General features: G+C 43.1%; 17 protein-coding genes. 13 read left to right on the forward strand and 4 right to left on the reverse strand.

The features are described from left to right. Positions 1-23: 23 nt before the first annotated feature. The 13 genes from ACZM60_RS02865 to ACZM60_RS02925 all read left to right on the forward strand — a co-directional run bounded on the left by ACZM60_RS02865 (position 24) and on the right by ACZM60_RS02925 (position 15349). Positions 24-1250 (forward strand): hypothetical protein, encoded by a 1227-nt coding sequence (locus ACZM60_RS02865; RefSeq protein WP_489520764.1) that lies wholly within the window; start codon positions 24-26, stop codon positions 1248-1250. A gap of 13 nt (positions 1251-1263) precedes the next feature. Next, complete coding sequence (locus ACZM60_RS02870; protein WP_484247059.1) at positions 1264-1662, forward strand: D-Ala-D-Ala carboxypeptidase family metallohydrolase; 399 nt, start codon at positions 1264-1266, stop codon at positions 1660-1662. Between the two features lie 11 nt (positions 1663-1673). Then, the gene (locus tag ACZM60_RS02875; RefSeq protein WP_489520765.1) at positions 1674-2057 is read left to right on the forward strand and encodes a hypothetical protein; all 384 of its coding nucleotides are present in this window, start codon (positions 1674-1676) and stop codon (positions 2055-2057) included. A gap of 6 nt (positions 2058-2063) precedes the next feature. Beyond that, on the forward strand, positions 2064-2489 hold the full coding sequence (locus tag ACZM60_RS02880; RefSeq protein ID WP_484247061.1) for a hypothetical protein: 426 nt from the start codon (positions 2064-2066) through the stop codon (positions 2487-2489). Further along, entirely contained in the window at positions 2458-2775 is a 318-nt protein-coding gene (locus ACZM60_RS02885) for a hypothetical protein (protein WP_489520766.1), read from the forward strand. Before ACZM60_RS02880 ends, ACZM60_RS02885 begins: the two co-directional genes overlap by 32 nt. 13 nt (positions 2776-2788) lie before the next feature. Continuing rightward, entirely contained in the window at positions 2789-3334 is a 546-nt protein-coding gene (locus ACZM60_RS02890; RefSeq protein WP_489520767.1) for a hypothetical protein, read from the forward strand. A gap of 2 nt (positions 3335-3336) precedes the next feature. Then, positions 3337-3816 (forward strand): hypothetical protein, encoded by a 480-nt coding sequence (locus ACZM60_RS02895; protein WP_489520768.1) that lies wholly within the window; start codon positions 3337-3339, stop codon positions 3814-3816. A 38-nt stretch (positions 3817-3854) separates the two neighbouring features. After that, complete coding sequence (locus ACZM60_RS02900; RefSeq protein WP_484247065.1) at positions 3855-4112, forward strand: hypothetical protein; 258 nt, start codon at positions 3855-3857, stop codon at positions 4110-4112. A 4-nt stretch (positions 4113-4116) separates the two neighbouring features. Then, complete coding sequence (locus ACZM60_RS02905) at positions 4117-7614, forward strand: hypothetical protein (RefSeq protein WP_489520769.1); 3498 nt, start codon at positions 4117-4119, stop codon at positions 7612-7614. Between the two features lies 1 nt (position 7615). Then, complete coding sequence (locus ACZM60_RS02910; protein ID WP_489520770.1) at positions 7616-8062, forward strand: hypothetical protein; 447 nt, start codon at positions 7616-7618, stop codon at positions 8060-8062. Between the two features lie 33 nt (positions 8063-8095). After that, a complete protein-coding gene (locus ACZM60_RS02915) occupies positions 8096-14350 on the forward strand; it encodes a hypothetical protein (protein WP_489520771.1) in 6255 nt (2084 codons plus the stop codon). A gap of 6 nt (positions 14351-14356) precedes the next feature. Then, positions 14357-14869: a hypothetical protein gene (locus tag ACZM60_RS02920; RefSeq protein WP_489520772.1), complete on the forward strand. Its 513-nt coding sequence runs from the start codon at positions 14357-14359 to the stop codon at positions 14867-14869. Positions 14870-14950: 81 nt separating this feature from the next. Next, the gene (locus tag ACZM60_RS02925; RefSeq protein ID WP_489520773.1) at positions 14951-15349 is read left to right on the forward strand and encodes a pyocin knob domain-containing protein; all 399 of its coding nucleotides are present in this window, start codon (positions 14951-14953) and stop codon (positions 15347-15349) included. Positions 15350-15364: 15 nt separating this feature from the next. On the opposite strand, the gene ACZM60_RS02930 is transcribed toward ACZM60_RS02925, so the two are convergent. From ACZM60_RS02930 to ACZM60_RS02945, 4 genes are all read right to left on the reverse strand, one after another. Continuing rightward, positions 15365-15652: a hypothetical protein gene (locus ACZM60_RS02930; RefSeq protein ID WP_489520774.1), complete on the reverse strand. Its 288-nt coding sequence runs from the start codon at positions 15650-15652 to the stop codon at positions 15365-15367. 57 nt (positions 15653-15709) lie between these two features. Further along, positions 15710-16123, reverse strand: a complete 414-nt coding sequence (locus tag ACZM60_RS02935) for a hypothetical protein (RefSeq protein WP_489520775.1) — start codon at positions 16121-16123, stop codon at positions 15710-15712. Positions 16124-16322: 199 nt separating this feature from the next. Beyond that, complete coding sequence (locus ACZM60_RS02940) at positions 16323-16607, reverse strand: hypothetical protein (RefSeq protein WP_489520776.1); 285 nt, start codon at positions 16605-16607, stop codon at positions 16323-16325. A 62-nt stretch (positions 16608-16669) separates the two neighbouring features. After that, the gene (locus ACZM60_RS02945; protein ID WP_489520777.1) at positions 16670-17803 is read right to left on the reverse strand and encodes a site-specific integrase; all 1134 of its coding nucleotides are present in this window, start codon (positions 17801-17803) and stop codon (positions 16670-16672) included. Positions 17804-18065: the final 262 nt, after the last annotated feature.

The raw sequence follows: 18065 nt of genomic DNA on the forward strand, positions 1-18065 counted from the left end.
TGAACACAAATTAAAACACGAACATGAGAAAAGAAATCGTAAAATTCGTAACCGGCACACTGGTGAATGTACTGATGAGTATCGTTATCCTCTTTCTGCTTGGAGTACCGGGCGCAGGATTCTGGGGACTGATTGTGGGCGTGGTGCTTCCGATGGCACTGGGCAAGTTCCTGCCGAAAGGTGCCGCCCTGGAAGGTGTCTATACCGAAGTGTGGACGGGCGAGCTGGTGAAGCAACTCCGCGGAGGAATGACCGCCTCCTGGCTGGACGGAGTATCGGATTATTCGGCTGCGGTGAACAACGAAGTGGTGCATCTGGTAGATGTGGGCGGAGATCCGGATGTGCTGATTAACAACACTACGTATCCCATCGCCGCACAGGAACTGGAGGACGGGGATATCGCACTAGGCCTTGACAAGTTCCAGACCAAAAAGACAGCCGTATCGGACGACCAGCTCTTTGCTATCTCTTACGACAAGATGGGAAGCGTGATTGAGCGTCACGGAGATGCCATCACTATCGCCAAATTCAAGAAAGCGGCTCATGCACTGGCTCCGAACAGCAATACAGCGAAAACTCCGGTAGTGCCTACTTCCGGCGAAGATGACAACGGACGTAAGAAATGTACCCGCAAGGACATCATCGCTCTGAAACGCAAGCTGGATGCCTTGCAGATTCCCACAGCAGGCCGCCGGTTGGTACTCTGCTCGGATCACGTGAACGACCTGCTGGAAGACGACCAGAAGTTCCGCGACCAGTATTATAACTACACAACCGGAAAGATTGCCAACATGTACGGCTTCGAGGTGTATGAATTCGAGAACTGTCCGTACTTCACCAAGGAAGGCACAAAAGTTCCGTTCAAGAACTCGCCTTCGGGAACCGACCATCAGGCATCCTTCTGTTTCTACACCAAGCGTGTGTTCCGTGCACAGGGAAGCACCAAGATGTATTACCGCGACGCACAGACCAACCCGGACTACCAGCAGAACGAAGTAAACTTCCGCCACTACTACATCGTACTTCCGAAGAAGATGGAGGCTATCGGTGCTATCTACAGTTACGACGGAGCGACCGCACAGACATCCGACCAGGAAGTGGAAGCAGACAAGAACTGGGCTACTGTACGCCGTGAAGCTGAAGCCGCTAAAATGGCTATGGCTATGTCTGAAGGAGGAGAAAAAGGTGTAAACGGTCTGGAAGAAAAGTTGCAGGAAGATCCGGCAGCCGGTGAAGAACTTGAAGCATAAGGAGGAATGAGGTATGAAACACTTTACAATGGGTGAACTTTGTGCCAGCACAACCGCTGATGCTCATGGGATCAAGAATACACCGCCTCTTCAGGAGGCGGGTAATCTGAAAGCCCTGGCCGACAACGTGCTTGACCCGCTCCGCGAATGGTACGGAAAACCGATTACAGTCAATTCAGGGTACCGCTGTCCGCAACTGAACCGGCTGGTAGGAGGAACATCAAGCAGCCAGCATCTGAAAGGAGAAGCTGCCGATATTACGGCAGGAAGCAAAGAAGAAAACCGGAAACTCTTTGAGTACATTAAAGGCCATCTTCCTTTTGATCAGCTGATCGATGAAAAGAATTATTCCTGGGTGCATGTGTCTTACAAGCGCGACGGGAATAACAGGAAACAGACATTGAAACTTTAAAGCACAATAAAATGAAACGGATTATCTTATTTTTCAGCCTGTGCCTGATTACACTGGCTTCTTTTGCGCAGACCGTACTTCCGGCTGCTGAACCTGAAACATCGTTCCTTATCGACCTGGGTAGCTTTACCGGAATCGTAGCCCTGGTTTCTACCTTGGTGACACAGATTCTGAAAGTTGTTCCGGCTATCTCCGCAAGCAAGCTGGCCAAGATTTTGATTTCGTGCGGCGTGGGCATGGTGGTATGTATCCTTGCCTGGCTGTTGCAACTTACTCCGCTACTTACCGGCTATGTCTGGTGGCAGGTGTTAATCTATGGACTGGCAGCGGGACTCAGTGGATGCGGATTCTATGATGTGATTAAGGCTATCGGGGGATTGTTTAAAAAAGAGTAGATCATTATGGATTGGACCCTGCTACAGTCGCTATGGGACTGGCTGCTTCCTGCCGGCTGGTTGGCAACAGCCATTGCCTGGTGGCGTGACAGGAAGGTGTATCAAGTCCGCGCAGTGAAAGAAACCGAAGGCACATACAAGACACTATACGATGATCTGAGTGCAACGGTATTGGAACTAAGTAAACAACTACGAAAACAAAACGAACGGAATATCAATCATGAAACGGCTTTACGAAAACTGCATACTTGCAAGTATGCTGACCGCTGTCCTGTCATTATCTTCTTGCGCCAGCAGCAGAAAGGCCAGCTTGGAAACCGTCCGCTCGGACAGCCTCCGAACGAGCGTAACCGAGCAAACAACCTTCGAGCCGGTCCCGAAGAGGACGGCGACCTGCTCGGTGAGTGCGGAGCAGTGGCTGAACCTGAGTAAACTTCCTGCCGGATTCGGACTGAGCTACAGAAATGACGGTCTGAGTATTGACATACAGGCAGACGGAGAAGGTGGCGTGAACGTCACGGCGACAGCCGACAGTACAGGAAGACAGGTAACCGTAACGCGTACGGAAACCGACCACCGTATACGCGATGAAACTGCAAGCAATGAAGTGAAGGAAACACGTCCTGGAGTGCAGGAATGGCTGACAGGAACAGCCCTGACCCTGCTGGGGATTTTCCTTATCTGGCAACTGATTAAATACTATTTAAGCAAACATTAAAAACGATAAGATTATGGCAGATACAAGCAACGGACTGATGTATGGTGTAGCAGCCGTCCAGTTCAAGGCTGCGGGTGCAGAAGGACAGGAAAAAACACTGGGCTGGCTGGATGAAAACGGGATGCAGCCGGCAGGAAACGCACCTACCTTTATGGATGTGATAGCCGCACAGGTAACAGACGGACCGGTGGATAGCATCATGACCAATCCGGGAAGTGACGCATTTACGATGAACCTTATTCAACTGAATGCGCAGAGCATGGTCGATGTGTTCGGTGGAAAAGCGGAAGCTGACGGTTCTTATACACCACCTACAAAAAAGGTAGCTAGTGGCGTACTGACCATCTCCATGCATTCCGGACATAGTTTCCGTGTTTTCAACGCTCGATTGAGCTGTAACGGTTTCCAGAACGGAATCAACATGCAAAATGTGCTGGCAATGGGTATCCGTGTGGATATTCTGAAACCGACAGACGGCAAGGAAAGACGATACCGCATCTATCCTCCCGGAGTGGAGCCTGATACCGCAGACTCAACCGCAGACGCAGCAGCAGGATAAGTATGAAGGCACAGGATATAGAACTGCTGGCAGGCATCTCCCTCAGTGACGGGGGAATCAGCCTGCCGCTTCATACGGTACTGCGGAAACGTCCGTTCCGCATCACGATGAAGACACCTACCACACGCAGCCTGATACGTATCAGTAAACGTTATCTCCGAATCGGCGTGACTCCGGAAGAATACGACGAATACAACCTGGATCAGCGAATCCGATTTGTCTTCCTGCATGGAAAGGATATCAGCAGGATAGTGGCATACGGCATTGTTCGAGGCCCGGTACTGGGGAGGTTACTTAACCGTCCGGTGGCCTGGTTGCTACGGGAACTGATGACACCCGATGAACTTTCCTCCGCCTGGCGGCAAATACTGAGCAGTACATCTACCACGTCTTTCGGGATTATTATCGCATCGGCAGCAGCACTGAACAAGATGCAGCCCTTAGCGAGCCGGAACGAAAGCGCAAGCGACAGGAGGAGTTAAAGAAGGGACATACGGAACCTTCGCATAGCCTTTTCGGCGTGATAGGTCAGCTGGCTACGGAAACAGGTTGGAGCATAGACTACATTCTGGACAAAGTGAATGTAGTAACCCTGCAAATGATGATGGCAGACATGCCGCACTGGGTTTCTCCGCAGAAGCCGGATATGATGCAGCAGATTCGTGAAATGGAGGAACGGGAGAAACAAAGAAACAGTCACACACAAACAGATAACACGAATACGACAAAGGGAATGAACCCGATGGAGTTCTTTACAAAATACGCAGTAAAAGATTAAGGATATGGCAGTACCTGTACAGCTCGAAATATTCATGAAAGACCTTACCAAAGCCGGACTACAGAGCGTGGGTAAGAATGTGGATGATGTGGAAAATCAGACTCTGCAACTGATATCTGCATTGAAACAGGTAATTGCCGAACAGAAACACCAGTTGGAGGTCAACAAGGCTGCGGGTCTTAGCTATACTCAGGAGGCCGCCAATATACAGGCACTGACAGGACAGGTACGCGGACTTGAAGCAGGATTGAAGGAACTGAAAAAGACGAAGGAAGAAACCGCAAAAACGCAGACCATTGACATCGACACCGAAGCCGTAACCCGCAAGACCAACAATTTGAAAATGCAGTTCAGCCAGGTAGCAAGAGAGCTGCCATCGCTCGCCATGGGACCGCAGATGTTTATCCTAGCCATTTCCAACAACCTGCCGATGCTGTCCGATGCCATTGCGGATGTACGCAAGCAGAACGAGCTTCTTGCCGCATCAGGTCAGAAAGGTGTGCCGGTATGGAAACAGCTGGCTGGTGCAGTATTCAGCTGGCAGACGGCACTTGTGGCGGCTATATCTTTGGGAATAGTGTTTGGAAAAGATATAATGGACTGGGTAAAGAACTTAGGAAAAGCCAATAAAGAACTTTCTGAAACACAGAAGCTACAACAAGCAGTAAATACATCCCATCGTGAAGGAGGAAAGGCGGCTTCAGAGGAATCTGCTAAACTTAAAATTCTCTATACTGCCAGTCAGGATAGTAGTAAATCCATGAAGGAACGAAATAAGGCTGTGGATGAATTGCAAAAGATGTATCCCTCCTATTTCGGTAAACTTAGTAATGAAGCGATCCTTGCAGGAAAAGCCGCATCGGCATACGATGATTTAACCAAGGCAATCATCCGTAAGGGACAAGCACAAGCTGCTGAAGATATAGTGGCAGATTATTCAAAGAAAAATTTTGAATTACAACGAGGAATTAATGCAGATACAAACTGGATAAACAGGAATAAAGATGAATATGAGAAAGCACTGAAGGAACGTGATAAAATGTGGAAAAATTACCGAAAGGTAAACCAAGGAAGCATCATCGTAGACAGTGCTGCGAAATCGTGGATCAGTAATACATCAGAAGGTAAATTAATTGAAGAATACGAGCGTCGTATGTCAAATATCAATAAGTATACCGAACAGATAGCAAAAAACAATAAGATTATAGAAGGAATAGTAAAACAGGTTGATACATCGGCTTATATTGATGATGAACTGGATGGTGGTTCTTCAGAATCTACTAAAGAAAAAACCGATTATGCTTCCCAGCTGGCGGATGCCCGTGTAAAAGCTCAGCAAACTACAGAGAAACTGCGTCTGCAAATCATGCAGGAAGGCATCGCAAAACGAAAGGCTTTGGCTAAGCAAGAATACGATGAGCAGCTTGCCGACATTGACAAGCAGGAACAGGACACGATTGCCAAAATGGATAAGGCACGAAAGCAAGGTGACAACATCCCGCAGAGCCAGTATGATGACGTGAAAGCAGAAGCGAACGAACAAAGGCTTTTAGCGGAAAAAATATTAGCGGAAAAGATATATCAGATCAATAAAGAATATCTTGACAAAACACTGGACGCTGAAATAGAGTACAATAAGCAATATGGAACCTGGCAGGAAAAAAGAGAAGCTGTAGCTTTGGAGTATACAAAAAAAATAGCCTTGGCGCAGACTGAAGCCGAAAAGAAACTTTTAAAAGAAAAAGGGAAAGAAGCTGTTGCTGCCGTAGATTTTGAGGAGTTTAAGGAAAGTATCAATTGGGAGTTGATTTTTGGAAATCTTGACAAGGTAGCGAAACAAGAGTTGCAGAAATTACGTACACAACTGGAAAAATTCCGTCAGTCTCCGGAGTATAAAAATATGGCGATTGATGAACGTAAGGTATTGGATGAAGCTTTAAATGAAATCCAGCAGAACATAATTGAGAAAGGTGGGCTATTGGGGAATTTGCCGGAACAGTTACAGATATTGGCAGATGCACAGATTGAACTGGAAAAAGCGCAGTCGGAATACAATAAATCCCTTATTTTAGGAACAGAAGCAGAGAAAGAAGCGGCTCTGAAGAAAAAAAATCAAGCTCAGGCTAATGTCATCAACGCTCAGGCTAATGTTAACGCAGCTGCTGATCAGGCTGGACAAAGATTCTCTAAAGTTACAGACAGTATGATTCGACTTAGCGAAGCTGGAAGTGACCTCTCCCAACTAGGAAGTTCTATCGGGACATTGATAGATGCGTTTTCCGATGCCGATTCGAAAATAGGTGGTATAGTAGGTTCTATTATCGGAGTTTTAGAGCAGTTGGGGAATCAGGGAATATCTGGCTTTGTTGGCGGGATATTGGAGAATGTAGCCAATTTGGCCGGACATATGTGGGATACAATTGGAAGTTTTTTTGGAGTAAAAGGACTTGGAGGTATTTTTTATGGTGCAGATTATTCAGGCTATGAACAAATGAAATCTCAATATGAAACACTTTCGGGCATTTGGGATGAGTTGATAGACAAGAAACAACAATATATTGATATCAGTTATGGAGAAGAAGCGGAAAAAGCTTATCAAGAATCAGTTAACCTGCTGAATCAGAAAATGCAACAGGCATATGCTCTTGCTGATGCCCGTAAATCTGCCGGCAGCAGTTTAGGCTCTCATTCCATCGCGTATCGGCAAAATAGAGATTTGGGTGGATATGCCACAGAATTATATAAGTATGTCAATCAGAATGGCAATTATAATGATATAACGAACGCTTTGTTGGGAGCGTCAGCTGATCAGTTACGTAATGTCCGTGATAATATGTGGGCATTTTGGGCTGGACTGGATTCTGAATTTCGTAATGCCTTGGAACAGATTATCGCTTGTGATGACCAAATTGATGATTTGGGTGATAAAATGAATGAAGTGATGACAGGTGTTGATTTCAGCAGCTTCCAAAATAGCTTTGTAGATATGCTGAATGATCTGGATTCTACCAACCAGGATTTTGCTGACAACTTTGAAAAGTATTTGCAGAATGCAGTATTCTCGTCACTTGTCGCAAACAAATACAAGTCAAGGATTGAAGCTTTATACAAAGATTGGACCGAAAAAGCGGATGGTGGCTTAACTACTGATGAAGTAAATAAGCTCAGACAAGATTATCAGAATATAATAAACGATATGTTGGCAGAAAGGGAGCAGATTATGAACAGTTTCGGCTGGGAAAGCTCATCCTCCGGTAGTAGCCAGTCGCCCAGCAGCGGTGCGCTGACTACAATGAGTCAGGACAGCATATCTACCTTTGAGGCAATAGGAAGAAACATGCAGACGCATCTGGCCAATACGGACAAATTCGTGCAGGAAATCCGTAATGCCCAGAAGCAGGATAGCCAGACGCTGGCAACCATAGCATCGCATACGGCATACATTGTGCTGATATACGACTTGATGGAAGACTTGAAGTTGAACGGAATACAGTTGAAATAATATGGACTTGACAGGATATCTTACAATCAACGAAACAGACGTATGGACGGAATACGGTGCGTTCCTAGGCGAAACAGAAGCTGGCGGTCACGTGAACATGGACGCTTTGCTCCGTATGCCCAAGGCGAAGGACATTACCACCGTCGATTTCCGGGAACGGAACGGAGTGGAGCTTCCTCAGAACCCGAACGTGAAGCTGAACAGCATTGAACGTACCTTGCAGTTCTTTCTTCGCGGGAACTCGAAAGACGACCGGCTGGAGAAATACCAGCGTATGATGACGCTGATTACGTCCGGAACGCTTGCCATCGCCGTAAAGAATTACCGTACTTACAATATGGTTTATCAGGATATGCCGGCAGAACCGGACTGGTACGAAAGCTACGAAGGCGACCGTTTCTATGTGCTGTTTTCCGTGAAATTCCTGGAGCCGCAGCCATCCGTTTAGGAATCGATTAAACACAGATTAAATGACGATAAAATGGAACTGAAAATATACGATAAAGCAAATAACCTTCGACTGACAGCCAGCCCGAACACTTCTTCTTCTGTCACAGAAGAGATTGGCGGGGAATGCAGCGTATCTGCATCGTTCACACACACGGAATACATTCCGCTGGATGTAGATGATTACATAGAACTGGAAGGCGTGCGTTATAAAGTAAAGTCCCGTTATCGCCCGAAACAAAAGAACACACAGACTTACGAATACAGCGTGAAGTTCTATGCGCCGATACACGATGCGGAAGACACGCTGATGCTGTTCCAGGAAGGAGGAACTACTTCTGAATTCAGTTATGACGGTGGCCCGCGCGAACACCTTCAGCTTTGGATTGATAACATGAACCGCCGTGCCGATGCAAATCTATGGAGTATCGGAACGGTAATTGTAGCCGATAATAAGACTATTGACTACCGGAATGTAAAGTGCTGGGATGCGGCTTTCGGTAGCAACGGCATCGCCGCCACATTCGAAACGGAAATGTGGGCGGACGGTTATGTGATAAATCTCTGTAAGGCTGAACGCGGCGAAATGGTAGAACTGGGATATCTTCAGGGACTTACCAACCTGGCACAGGAAGATAACGGAGAAGTGAAGTTCTTTACCCGTCTGTTCCCGCTGGGCAGTACACGCAATATTGATGCGACAAAGTACGGGTATTCCCGTCTGCAACTTCCTAACCGCTCTCTATATGTAGATAAGAACGTGGACCTATATGGCGTGAAGGAAGAAACGGAAGAAACAGCCTTCTCGGAGATATACCCCAAATACATCGGTACAATTTCCTCTGTGCGCTCAGAAGAAAAAGAGAATGAGGAGGGACGGAAGTACACCGTATATTATTTCAAGGACAACGGTATGAACTGGAATCCGAAAGACTACGAGATTCCGGATCTGGACTACATGTTGAAATTTCAGACAGGCGAGCTGGCAGGGCGTGGAACAGACGGCTCCTTTCAGGCCGCATGGCATGAAGACACACGGGAGTGGGAAATCATCAACGTGTATCCGGACGAAATGACCCAGATTCCGGGCGGTGCAATTATCCCGCAGCCGGGCGACCAGTATATTCCCTGGAATTTCGCCATGCCGCAGGAATACATCACCGAGGCAGAACAGGAATACAAGCAGGCTGTAGATGATTATCTTAATACTTACAGTTTCGATCCGAACAAGTACACAGGTACTACTGATCGAAATTATATTGAAAAGAATAATACTACGCTCCGTATCGGATGGAACGTGCGTCTGCTGTCAGAACAGTATTTCGGATCCACCGGCGGATACAAGGACACCCGTATTACGAAAGTGCAGCGCAAACTGAATGACTTGTGCCAAGCTACGATTACCTGCTCCGATGAGGTTGGTACGGGATGGAAATCATCTGTAGATAACTCTCTGAACTCGTTACGCTATGAGATGGCCAGACAAGCAGAAAAGAAACAGATTGATGTATTGAAAACATCAGATACAAAGACCCCATCGGATTATAATGTGTTTTCTGCACTCCGGTCTCGTGCAGAATTTATTTCAAAGAAGTTCAATGATACAGTAATCGGAATCATTACCTTCTTACAAGCTGCCATATTTCGTGCTGGAGCTGTATTTGGCAAGGATGGATTTGCGTCTGGCCTTACTGGTTATGGCGCGAAAATCGACGAAAACGGAAATGCCGAAGTAGAATCTCTTACGTCGAGAAGGTTTATCGAAACTCCAGAGCTACGCTACAACCGTGTAGATGTGAAAGTAGGCGACAAATGGCGTGCACCAGGGGCAGGTATCATTGAATCGGTTGATACGGAATCTAAAATATGTACCCTAAAACTGGAAGAGGGAGAAATCGGGGCTGTAGCTGTTGGTGATATCTGTATGGGTATATTCCATTCTCTTACATCTTCTGACAATGCTACTGAAGATACGGATGACAGCCGGGGGAACCGGACGTTCGCCGGGTTCTGCACGGTTTATTTCACGATTACCGAAGTGATGGGTGACAGGAACGAGCAGTTCAAATACCAGATTCGCCCAATGTCCGAACGCTGGAAATATTCTTTCGATCCGTTTTCGCAGATGAACTTCGTGGCTTACGGCAGCTTCACACGTGAAGATCGCCAGACATCGGTTTATGAAACGCGTACCTATACACGCCATTTATGGAAACAGAATACTTGGGAAATGGGCGTGGCAAACATTGCTAAACAATCGGGTGATCTGAGTAACCTGAACATCTTTGGTCTGAATATGGAAGGTTATTCCGAGTACACCAATTCCGTATACTTCACTGGGACCGTTACTCAGGTAAAGCCTGACGGTACTCCAGTGAAAACAGCCAACGACCGAGGATCATGGGTAAACAATACCCAATATTATTACGACCGTGTATCTCATAACGGGTGTATTTGGTTGTGTGTGAACGAGGATGGAACTGACACAGAACCGTCCGTAAGCAATCCAAACTGGCTTTTGCAAGTGTCTAAGGGAGAGAACGGTCAAGACGGTACTTCTTTTAGAATATTGGGAAGCAAGAATGATGAATCTGAACTTCCGCAGGAAGGGAATAAAGAAGGTGACGGTTATCTGATACAAGGTCATCTGTGGGTATGGAGCGGTACAGAATGGAATGATGCAGGCGTCATTCAAGGCCCGGCAGGGCAGTCTGTTACAAATATGGGAGGCTGGTACGAAGGGATGCATGTACCTTACTTAGGTGTTGTTAGAATGGGTAATGCTACGTTTATGTGCGTAGTAGAAGAAGGTACTGACAATCCACCCTATTATACATTATTAGACAAGGACAGCAATAGGTTAAAGACAGAATCCGGTTACATCTTGACGGGTGAAATAAACAACGCAGAATACCAGCTTATTGCAGCGGACGGAACAAACGGTAAGAATGGACTAGACGGAGTTGCAGGACAGGATGGAAAGGACGGAAAGACTTACTATACATGGATAAGATATGCTGACGATGCAGAAGGAAACGGAATATCCAACGACCCTACGGGAAAGGCTTACATCGGTTTTGCATACAACAAGGAAAGTCCTCTCGAAAGCAATAACCCCGAAGACTATGTTTGGTCTGACATTAAAGGGGAACAAGGAGTAAAAGGAGATAAAGGAGAGGATGGCACTCAGTATTATACGTGGATCGCTTATTCCGACAATGCAGACGGCAACCCAATGTATCAACAACCCAACGACAATACAAAATATATCGGTATTGCCGTAAACAAAATTACCGAAACAGAAGGAACAGACCCGTCAGAATACACATGGAGTAAATTCAGGGGAGAAGACGGTAAGGATGGTTTAAACGGTGCTGACGGGGTAAACGGTAAAGACGGAACAAGTATTGTATGGCAGGGAGAATTTGCAAGCGCGCCTACAAATCCGCAAAACGGATGGGCTTATAAGAATACAACAGACAAGAAGTCTTATGTATATCAAGATGGCTCTTGGTATCAAATGACTATTGACGGAGTAGACGGTAAGAATGGAGAAAACGGTCTTAGCATTGTATGGAAAGGTGACTTGTCGGAAGCACCAGCAAATCCGCAGACAAACTGGGCTTATCGTGATACAGATAACGGTCGTGTATATATATACAATGGAAATGCTTGGAAACTGATGGTTGTAGATGGTACGGACGGCACAAACGGTGCTGACGGTCAGAACGGGTTGTCTGTATATATTACATATAACGACAGCGAAGCAGAACCTTCTGCCCCTACGGGTGACGGAACAACAAACGGATGGCATACAAATGCGACATCTACTACTATATGGATGTCACAGAAAGTTGCAGCATCATCTTCTGACGGGACTTGGGGTAAGCCTATAAAAGTCAAAGGTGAAACTGGTTCTCAGGGTGAGAAAGGAGATGGTTTTACACTTATGGGTCAATGGAACGATGGTATGGTTGTTCCTTACATGGGAGTAGTTACTATGGGAGGAAATTCTTTTGCTGCTAAAGTAGCTACTACAAATCCTCCTATGTGGACGCTAAAGGATAATCAAGGAAACAGACTAAAGTCTGAAAATGGCTATTTATTAACGGGGGGAATAAACTCTTCCGAATATGACATTATAGCAGAAAAAGGTAATGACGGTAAGGATGGGCTTCAAGGATTACAAGGCGAGAAAGGTGAACAAGGAATTGCTGGTAAAGACGGGGTAGATGGAAAGACCTCTTATTTCCACATAAAGTATTCAGTAAATCCTGACGGAAATCCAATGACAGAAACACCTTCTACCTACATTGGTACTTATGTAGACTTTACCGAACAAGATAGCGACGATTACACAAAGTATGCTTGGGCGAGATTTGAAGGTCTGCAAGGAGAAAAAGGGGAGCAGGGAATACCTGGCTATAACGGCACAGACGGTAAAACATACTATCTTCATATCAAGTATTCAAATGATGGAGGCTCGACATTTACCGGTAATAACGGAGAAGATGCAGGCGATTACATCGGTCAGTACGTCGATACAGAGTCAGCGGATAGCAGCACACCTTCTGATTACAAATGGGCTAAAATTAAGGGAGACAAAGGCGAACAAGGAGTAGGAATAAAAAGCGTTACAAACTATTATGCAGTTTCTTCTTCAAACACTACAGAACCTTCATCGTTTAGTACAGATGTTCCTGTAATGACATCCACAAACAAATATCTTTGGGCTTACGAAGAAACTACCTATACAGACAATTCGACATCTTCAACAAAAAAACGAGTAATAGGTGTGTATGGAGATAAAGGAGATACAGGAGCTACTGGCAATGGTATAGTTTCAATTACGGAATATTACCTCGCTTCATCTAATTCGGTTGGTGTTACTACTGATATAAGTGGGTGGACTACAGCAATACAGAATACCACTTCTGTTAAGAAATTCTTATGGAATTATGAAAATATATTATATACTAATGGTCAATCTGTTAAAACCACGCCAGTAATAATAGGAACTTATGGTGATAAAGGAGATAAAGGTGAGCAAGGCGAAAAAGGTGACGGTTATACCCAGCTCGGAGTATGGTATACGGGATTGCTTGTGCCAAAAATGGGAGTTGTCACGATGGGTGGCAGTTCGTATGTCGCAAAGGTAGCAACATATAATCCCCCGATGTGGACTTTAAAGGATAACGCAGGTAATCGCTTGAAAACAGAATCCGGTTACATTTTGACGGGGGAAGTTAATACTTCTGAATACGACTTACTTGCTGAAAAGGGAGATAAAGGTGACAAGGGAGATACTGGAGTAGAAGGTAAACAAGGTATTCAAGGTTGCGTTGTCCGTGACAGCAAATGGGCTATCGGTACTGAATATCGTAATGACATCAATATTACTGACGGAAGTCTTGAGGTAAGATATGTTGATGTAGTGTTGGTTAAAAATAATAATGTAGAAACTGGATGGGACGCTTACAGATGCAAACTGACACACGTATCATCTTCAAGCATTACTTACGAAAATACAAGCTATTGGGAAAAATTTAGTGCAAATGTAGGTACAATATTTACATCTTTAATTATTGCAAAAAACGCTAAGATAAACTTCTTGCAAGGCAATCAACTTACAATACAAAAAGATGATGGAACTATAACTGCTGGAATTAGCGGTTCGGATGAAGGAGAAAAAATAAGATTTTGGGCGGGTTCTGAAACGCCGGATAATGCGCCTTTTAGAGTTAATGAAGACGGTAGTTTATATTCCAGCAGTGCAACCATTTCAGGAGAAATACACGTAGCTTCTGGTACAATTGGAGGATTTACAGTTACCCAATCAGCAATAGGCTCTACCAATGATGGTGATAGTTTATTACTTATGAGAAATGGTATATCATTTAACAATAATAAAAAGACGGCAGGTATTGGTGATACCTTACCAGTAGAAACGGGAATTAGTTCTATAGTTGCAGGGGTATTTACAACAACATTAGATCAAGATGACGTACATCCTGATGGAATTGGGACAGTTATGATACGGGCTAAGGGTGGTATTATACATACAGCTTTAAGTATATTGACAGAAGAACGTGATTATGATACGGCGATTGAGTTTCGTGGCAAAATTAACACTCATGGTAGTGAACTAGGCGGATCTTATGGTGATTATGGTTTGACTACGGCAATCGGATTCCAGCATGTATGGGACCCAGCGGTTCGTAGATTTAGACTGGGAGATTTATGTTTTGTAAATGGAATATTAACCGGTGTCAAATGGCACGATAATTAAAAGAATATGATAATACAAGCAGGTAACGGTTGCTATCTTACTCAGAGTGAAGAGGTAGCACCACAAGAAAGAAAGTTTGAAAAATCAGTAGAAGTATCTTCTTTATCAGGAATTTCCACATGGAAAGAAATACCTGAATCGGAGAAAGACAAGATTATAGCGGAGGAAGAATTATTTCAGCCCGAAGATATAACTTACGACTATTTGACTAAGGTAGACAGCCTTATGACAACGATTAAGGGAAAAATAAACGACAGCGGATTTACTGCAAAAGAATCACTCGAAATGAAAAATTACTATCCCAAATGGGAGGAAGAAATAGGTAAGCAAGTAGATTCAGGGTTCAGGTTCTTGTATGAAGGAACACTATTGGAAGTAGTTACCCCTCACACGCTTTCAAAAGACAATAATCCTGCTCAACAACCGATGATGCTGAATATAACAGCAGACATATCAGGTTTTTCGGATGAAAAGCCTATTCAGTACTATAAATTAGTAGAAGATACAGAAGAAGTTTAACTTTTATAATTTTGTTTTTATTACAAAAATTATTATATTTTGTAAAATAAATTAATATTAACAATTAAAAAATAAATAAATATGGCAGACGTAAAAGAAAGCGCATTGACGCAGCAATCAGATTGTAAATGGGTACGTGCTTTGGATAGCAACGGCAATAGTATAAAAATTAGTAAAGAGGACTTGGCATCAGTTGTGGGAGGACTTATCGGGACAGCTAATGCTAACCAAAACGGATTACAGAGTAAAGATGGCTTTTTTTATAGAGGAAACATCAATGCTGGAAATAACTTAGACGATTATGTTAAAGCCGGATGGTATTATTTAAACAACAATAAGACATCTGGTATTCCAACATATGGAATCTTAGTAGTTTATCCTGCTGGCGGTTGTGTTAGACAACTTGTTTTCGATGAATTTAGCTCCTTGACAAAAACAAGAAATAAAACGAATCAAGGTAAATGGAGTGGATGGGTTTAGGTGGTTGATAGCCTCCTATTTCCATTCTTGCCACGAAGAACCTGTATTTATTCGGTATTTATTATTGCCTTTTGTGTCATAAAATCTTTGTAGCTTGTAATTGTATGTTAAATCCGTATCAACAAACAGCACTCCAGTTGTGCTATCGGGTATATTTTTGTTACCAGCGCCAACAGAATATATACCAGCTTCAAGATTGTCTATTTCTTGCTCTGGGGTAACAGCCATTCCTTTCGGAAAACACCAATTTTTAGATACAAGGCCATTTTGAGTTGAATTAGCTACGCCGATCAGTTCTCCCACTGGGAACTTTACTTACAAAATTGTAATGAAAAGTTTCCGTGGAAGTTTATAATAATATTATATCGAATTAGGAATTATTTCTTTATAGCCAGAAATATCAAAATCTGATATATTTGATGTTGTCACAGCAGCATAATTAGGAGAGTCTATCAGCTGTATTGCAATACTGCCATTTATATTAAATTTTGGTTTTATGTATATATTTGATTCATTTTCTTTTACATATATTTTTACATTGCTTTCTCCTATCAATAATGCTTTGCATCTATTGATTGGATAAAGAGATGGAGTAAACACAATACAGCCAAATACCCCAGCGTAATATGTGGTTATAAAAAAAGGTTGCAGTGAATATACATCTTTAAACGATACTACCAATGTACCACTTGTAAATTGACTATTCCAACTTGCTCTTCTACTTGGTAGTAGTCCATTCTTTGTCAATGTAGTTTGGCCAATAAGTCCTCCCACAAGTGCACTTGTAAGCTATATGCTTACATACTGCACTATAAAAAGGGAAAAATCAGAAGGCCTTCTCAATTTTATCTGAGAGGGCCTTCTTTTTAGCCAAAAATATCGATTTCATCCAGAAATTTCCCTTTTCGGGCTATTTATTTCCATTTTTCGCCTATAAATTTCCTTTTCTACGCTCTAAATTTCCCCAATACGTTCAGAAATCAATCTCATATTGCGGAATCCATTCGCCCGGTTCCGTAAAACTCACACCTCCCTGGTGAGAAAAAATCCGTCCTTTTGTCACCGTACAGCGGTTTTTCAACAACGGAATGCCGCTCGCCATGCGGTCCTGTATCACTTTTCCCGCCGCGTCGCGGGCAGTCACACGGAGTGAAGCTTCAAATTCACCTTCTTCGCAGAAAGAATACAGCGTCAGTTTGAGCCCTTCCATTCCGGAATAGCTCTCACCCAGTTTCCAAGAAATAGAATAGTCCTCCAATTGACCATTTTTATTTTAACATAGATAGGGGGTCTTTATATCAAAGATCCCCTATTTATCAATTATGAAAGCTGTCTTACCAGTGTATTCTCGCTTGTCTGTGCATATACCATAGTCATTTTAAGACTACGGTGCCCGATAACTTTTTGTATAGTAGTAATAGGTACATCTTTATTTACAAGTCTAGAAGCGCATGTATGTCTTGCTACATGAGCAGATACTTTTTTTTCTATACCAGCATGTTTTATTGCCGTTTTTAGCCTGGCGTTAAATAAATCTTTTTTTATTCCAAAAAAGTCATTAAGACTATATAAATATTTATTTATGATCTGTTCAGCTCTGCCATCAAAAATAGAAGATATCGGGATCCTTACATCGGTAGATGTTTTTATAGATGTATAAGTAAGCCACATTTTACCATTCTCGATACTGAAGTTTTTAGATGTAAAAGAAGCAAAATCAGAGATTCTTGCTCCAGTATACGCCATGAAGAGAAAACGATCGAGAGTTTTTATATATCTGGGTGGAGTATCTGGCCGAGATATATAGTTTTCGATTATTCGAATATCGTCATCTGTTAAAGATTTCATTTTATATTTAAGCCTATCTGATAGTTTTTCGTGATAAAAATCAAAGCTTCCGAAAGGTACCTTACTACCAAATAATTTGCGTGCTATATTATAATAGCATCGTAATACATGAATCTGCATTCCAATTGTTGTAGAGTTAAGTCCTATATTTTTCATATAAGATATAAACCCTTTTGCAAAATCTTCAGTCAGAACTGAAACGGAGCATGATTCTTGATAATATTTTAGATGCTTCAAAACACGTCTGTGTATTCCTTTTGTACCTTCTCTAATATCACGATGCTCGATCTGATATTCCATCATAGAATAGAAATCATTTGAAGATTCACGCCCCTCCCATATTTCCTTTAGTTTAGAAAGAGTGAACTCTCCGTCATAGTCAAGCTCATATTCTTCGAGCTGATAAAGTGTTTTCCGGATAAGAATATTAAGTTTCTTTGCGTTCGGATTTTGAATAATCATTCCATTTTCCTTATCCCATTCGTCACGGAATAAGTGTACATTCGTATCAATAAAGATACTTTTACCGAATTGTTCGCAGCGTATATATACGCTAAACATGCCTGTTCCAAGAGATTTGGCGCAAACAGAATACTTGATTTTCATAAGATATAATTTTAATTGGCTTGTCTAAAATAGTAAAAAAAAATTAGAGTAGCAACAAAAAGTGTTATATTTGCAGAGAGAATACATTTTCAGTGTATTTTTAATTGGCTTGAAGGGCGGAGCAAAGTGTTGTATCCGTCCTTCTTTTATTACATCTTTTGTTTTTATATTATATAATATGTATTTTTTTACGGAATTATCCACTTTAATCTTGCAAGTCTCTATATCACAAAGATACGAAAATATGTGGTTAGTAGGGCAT

It is taken from the genome of Phocaeicola sp. (assembly GCF_057861905.1).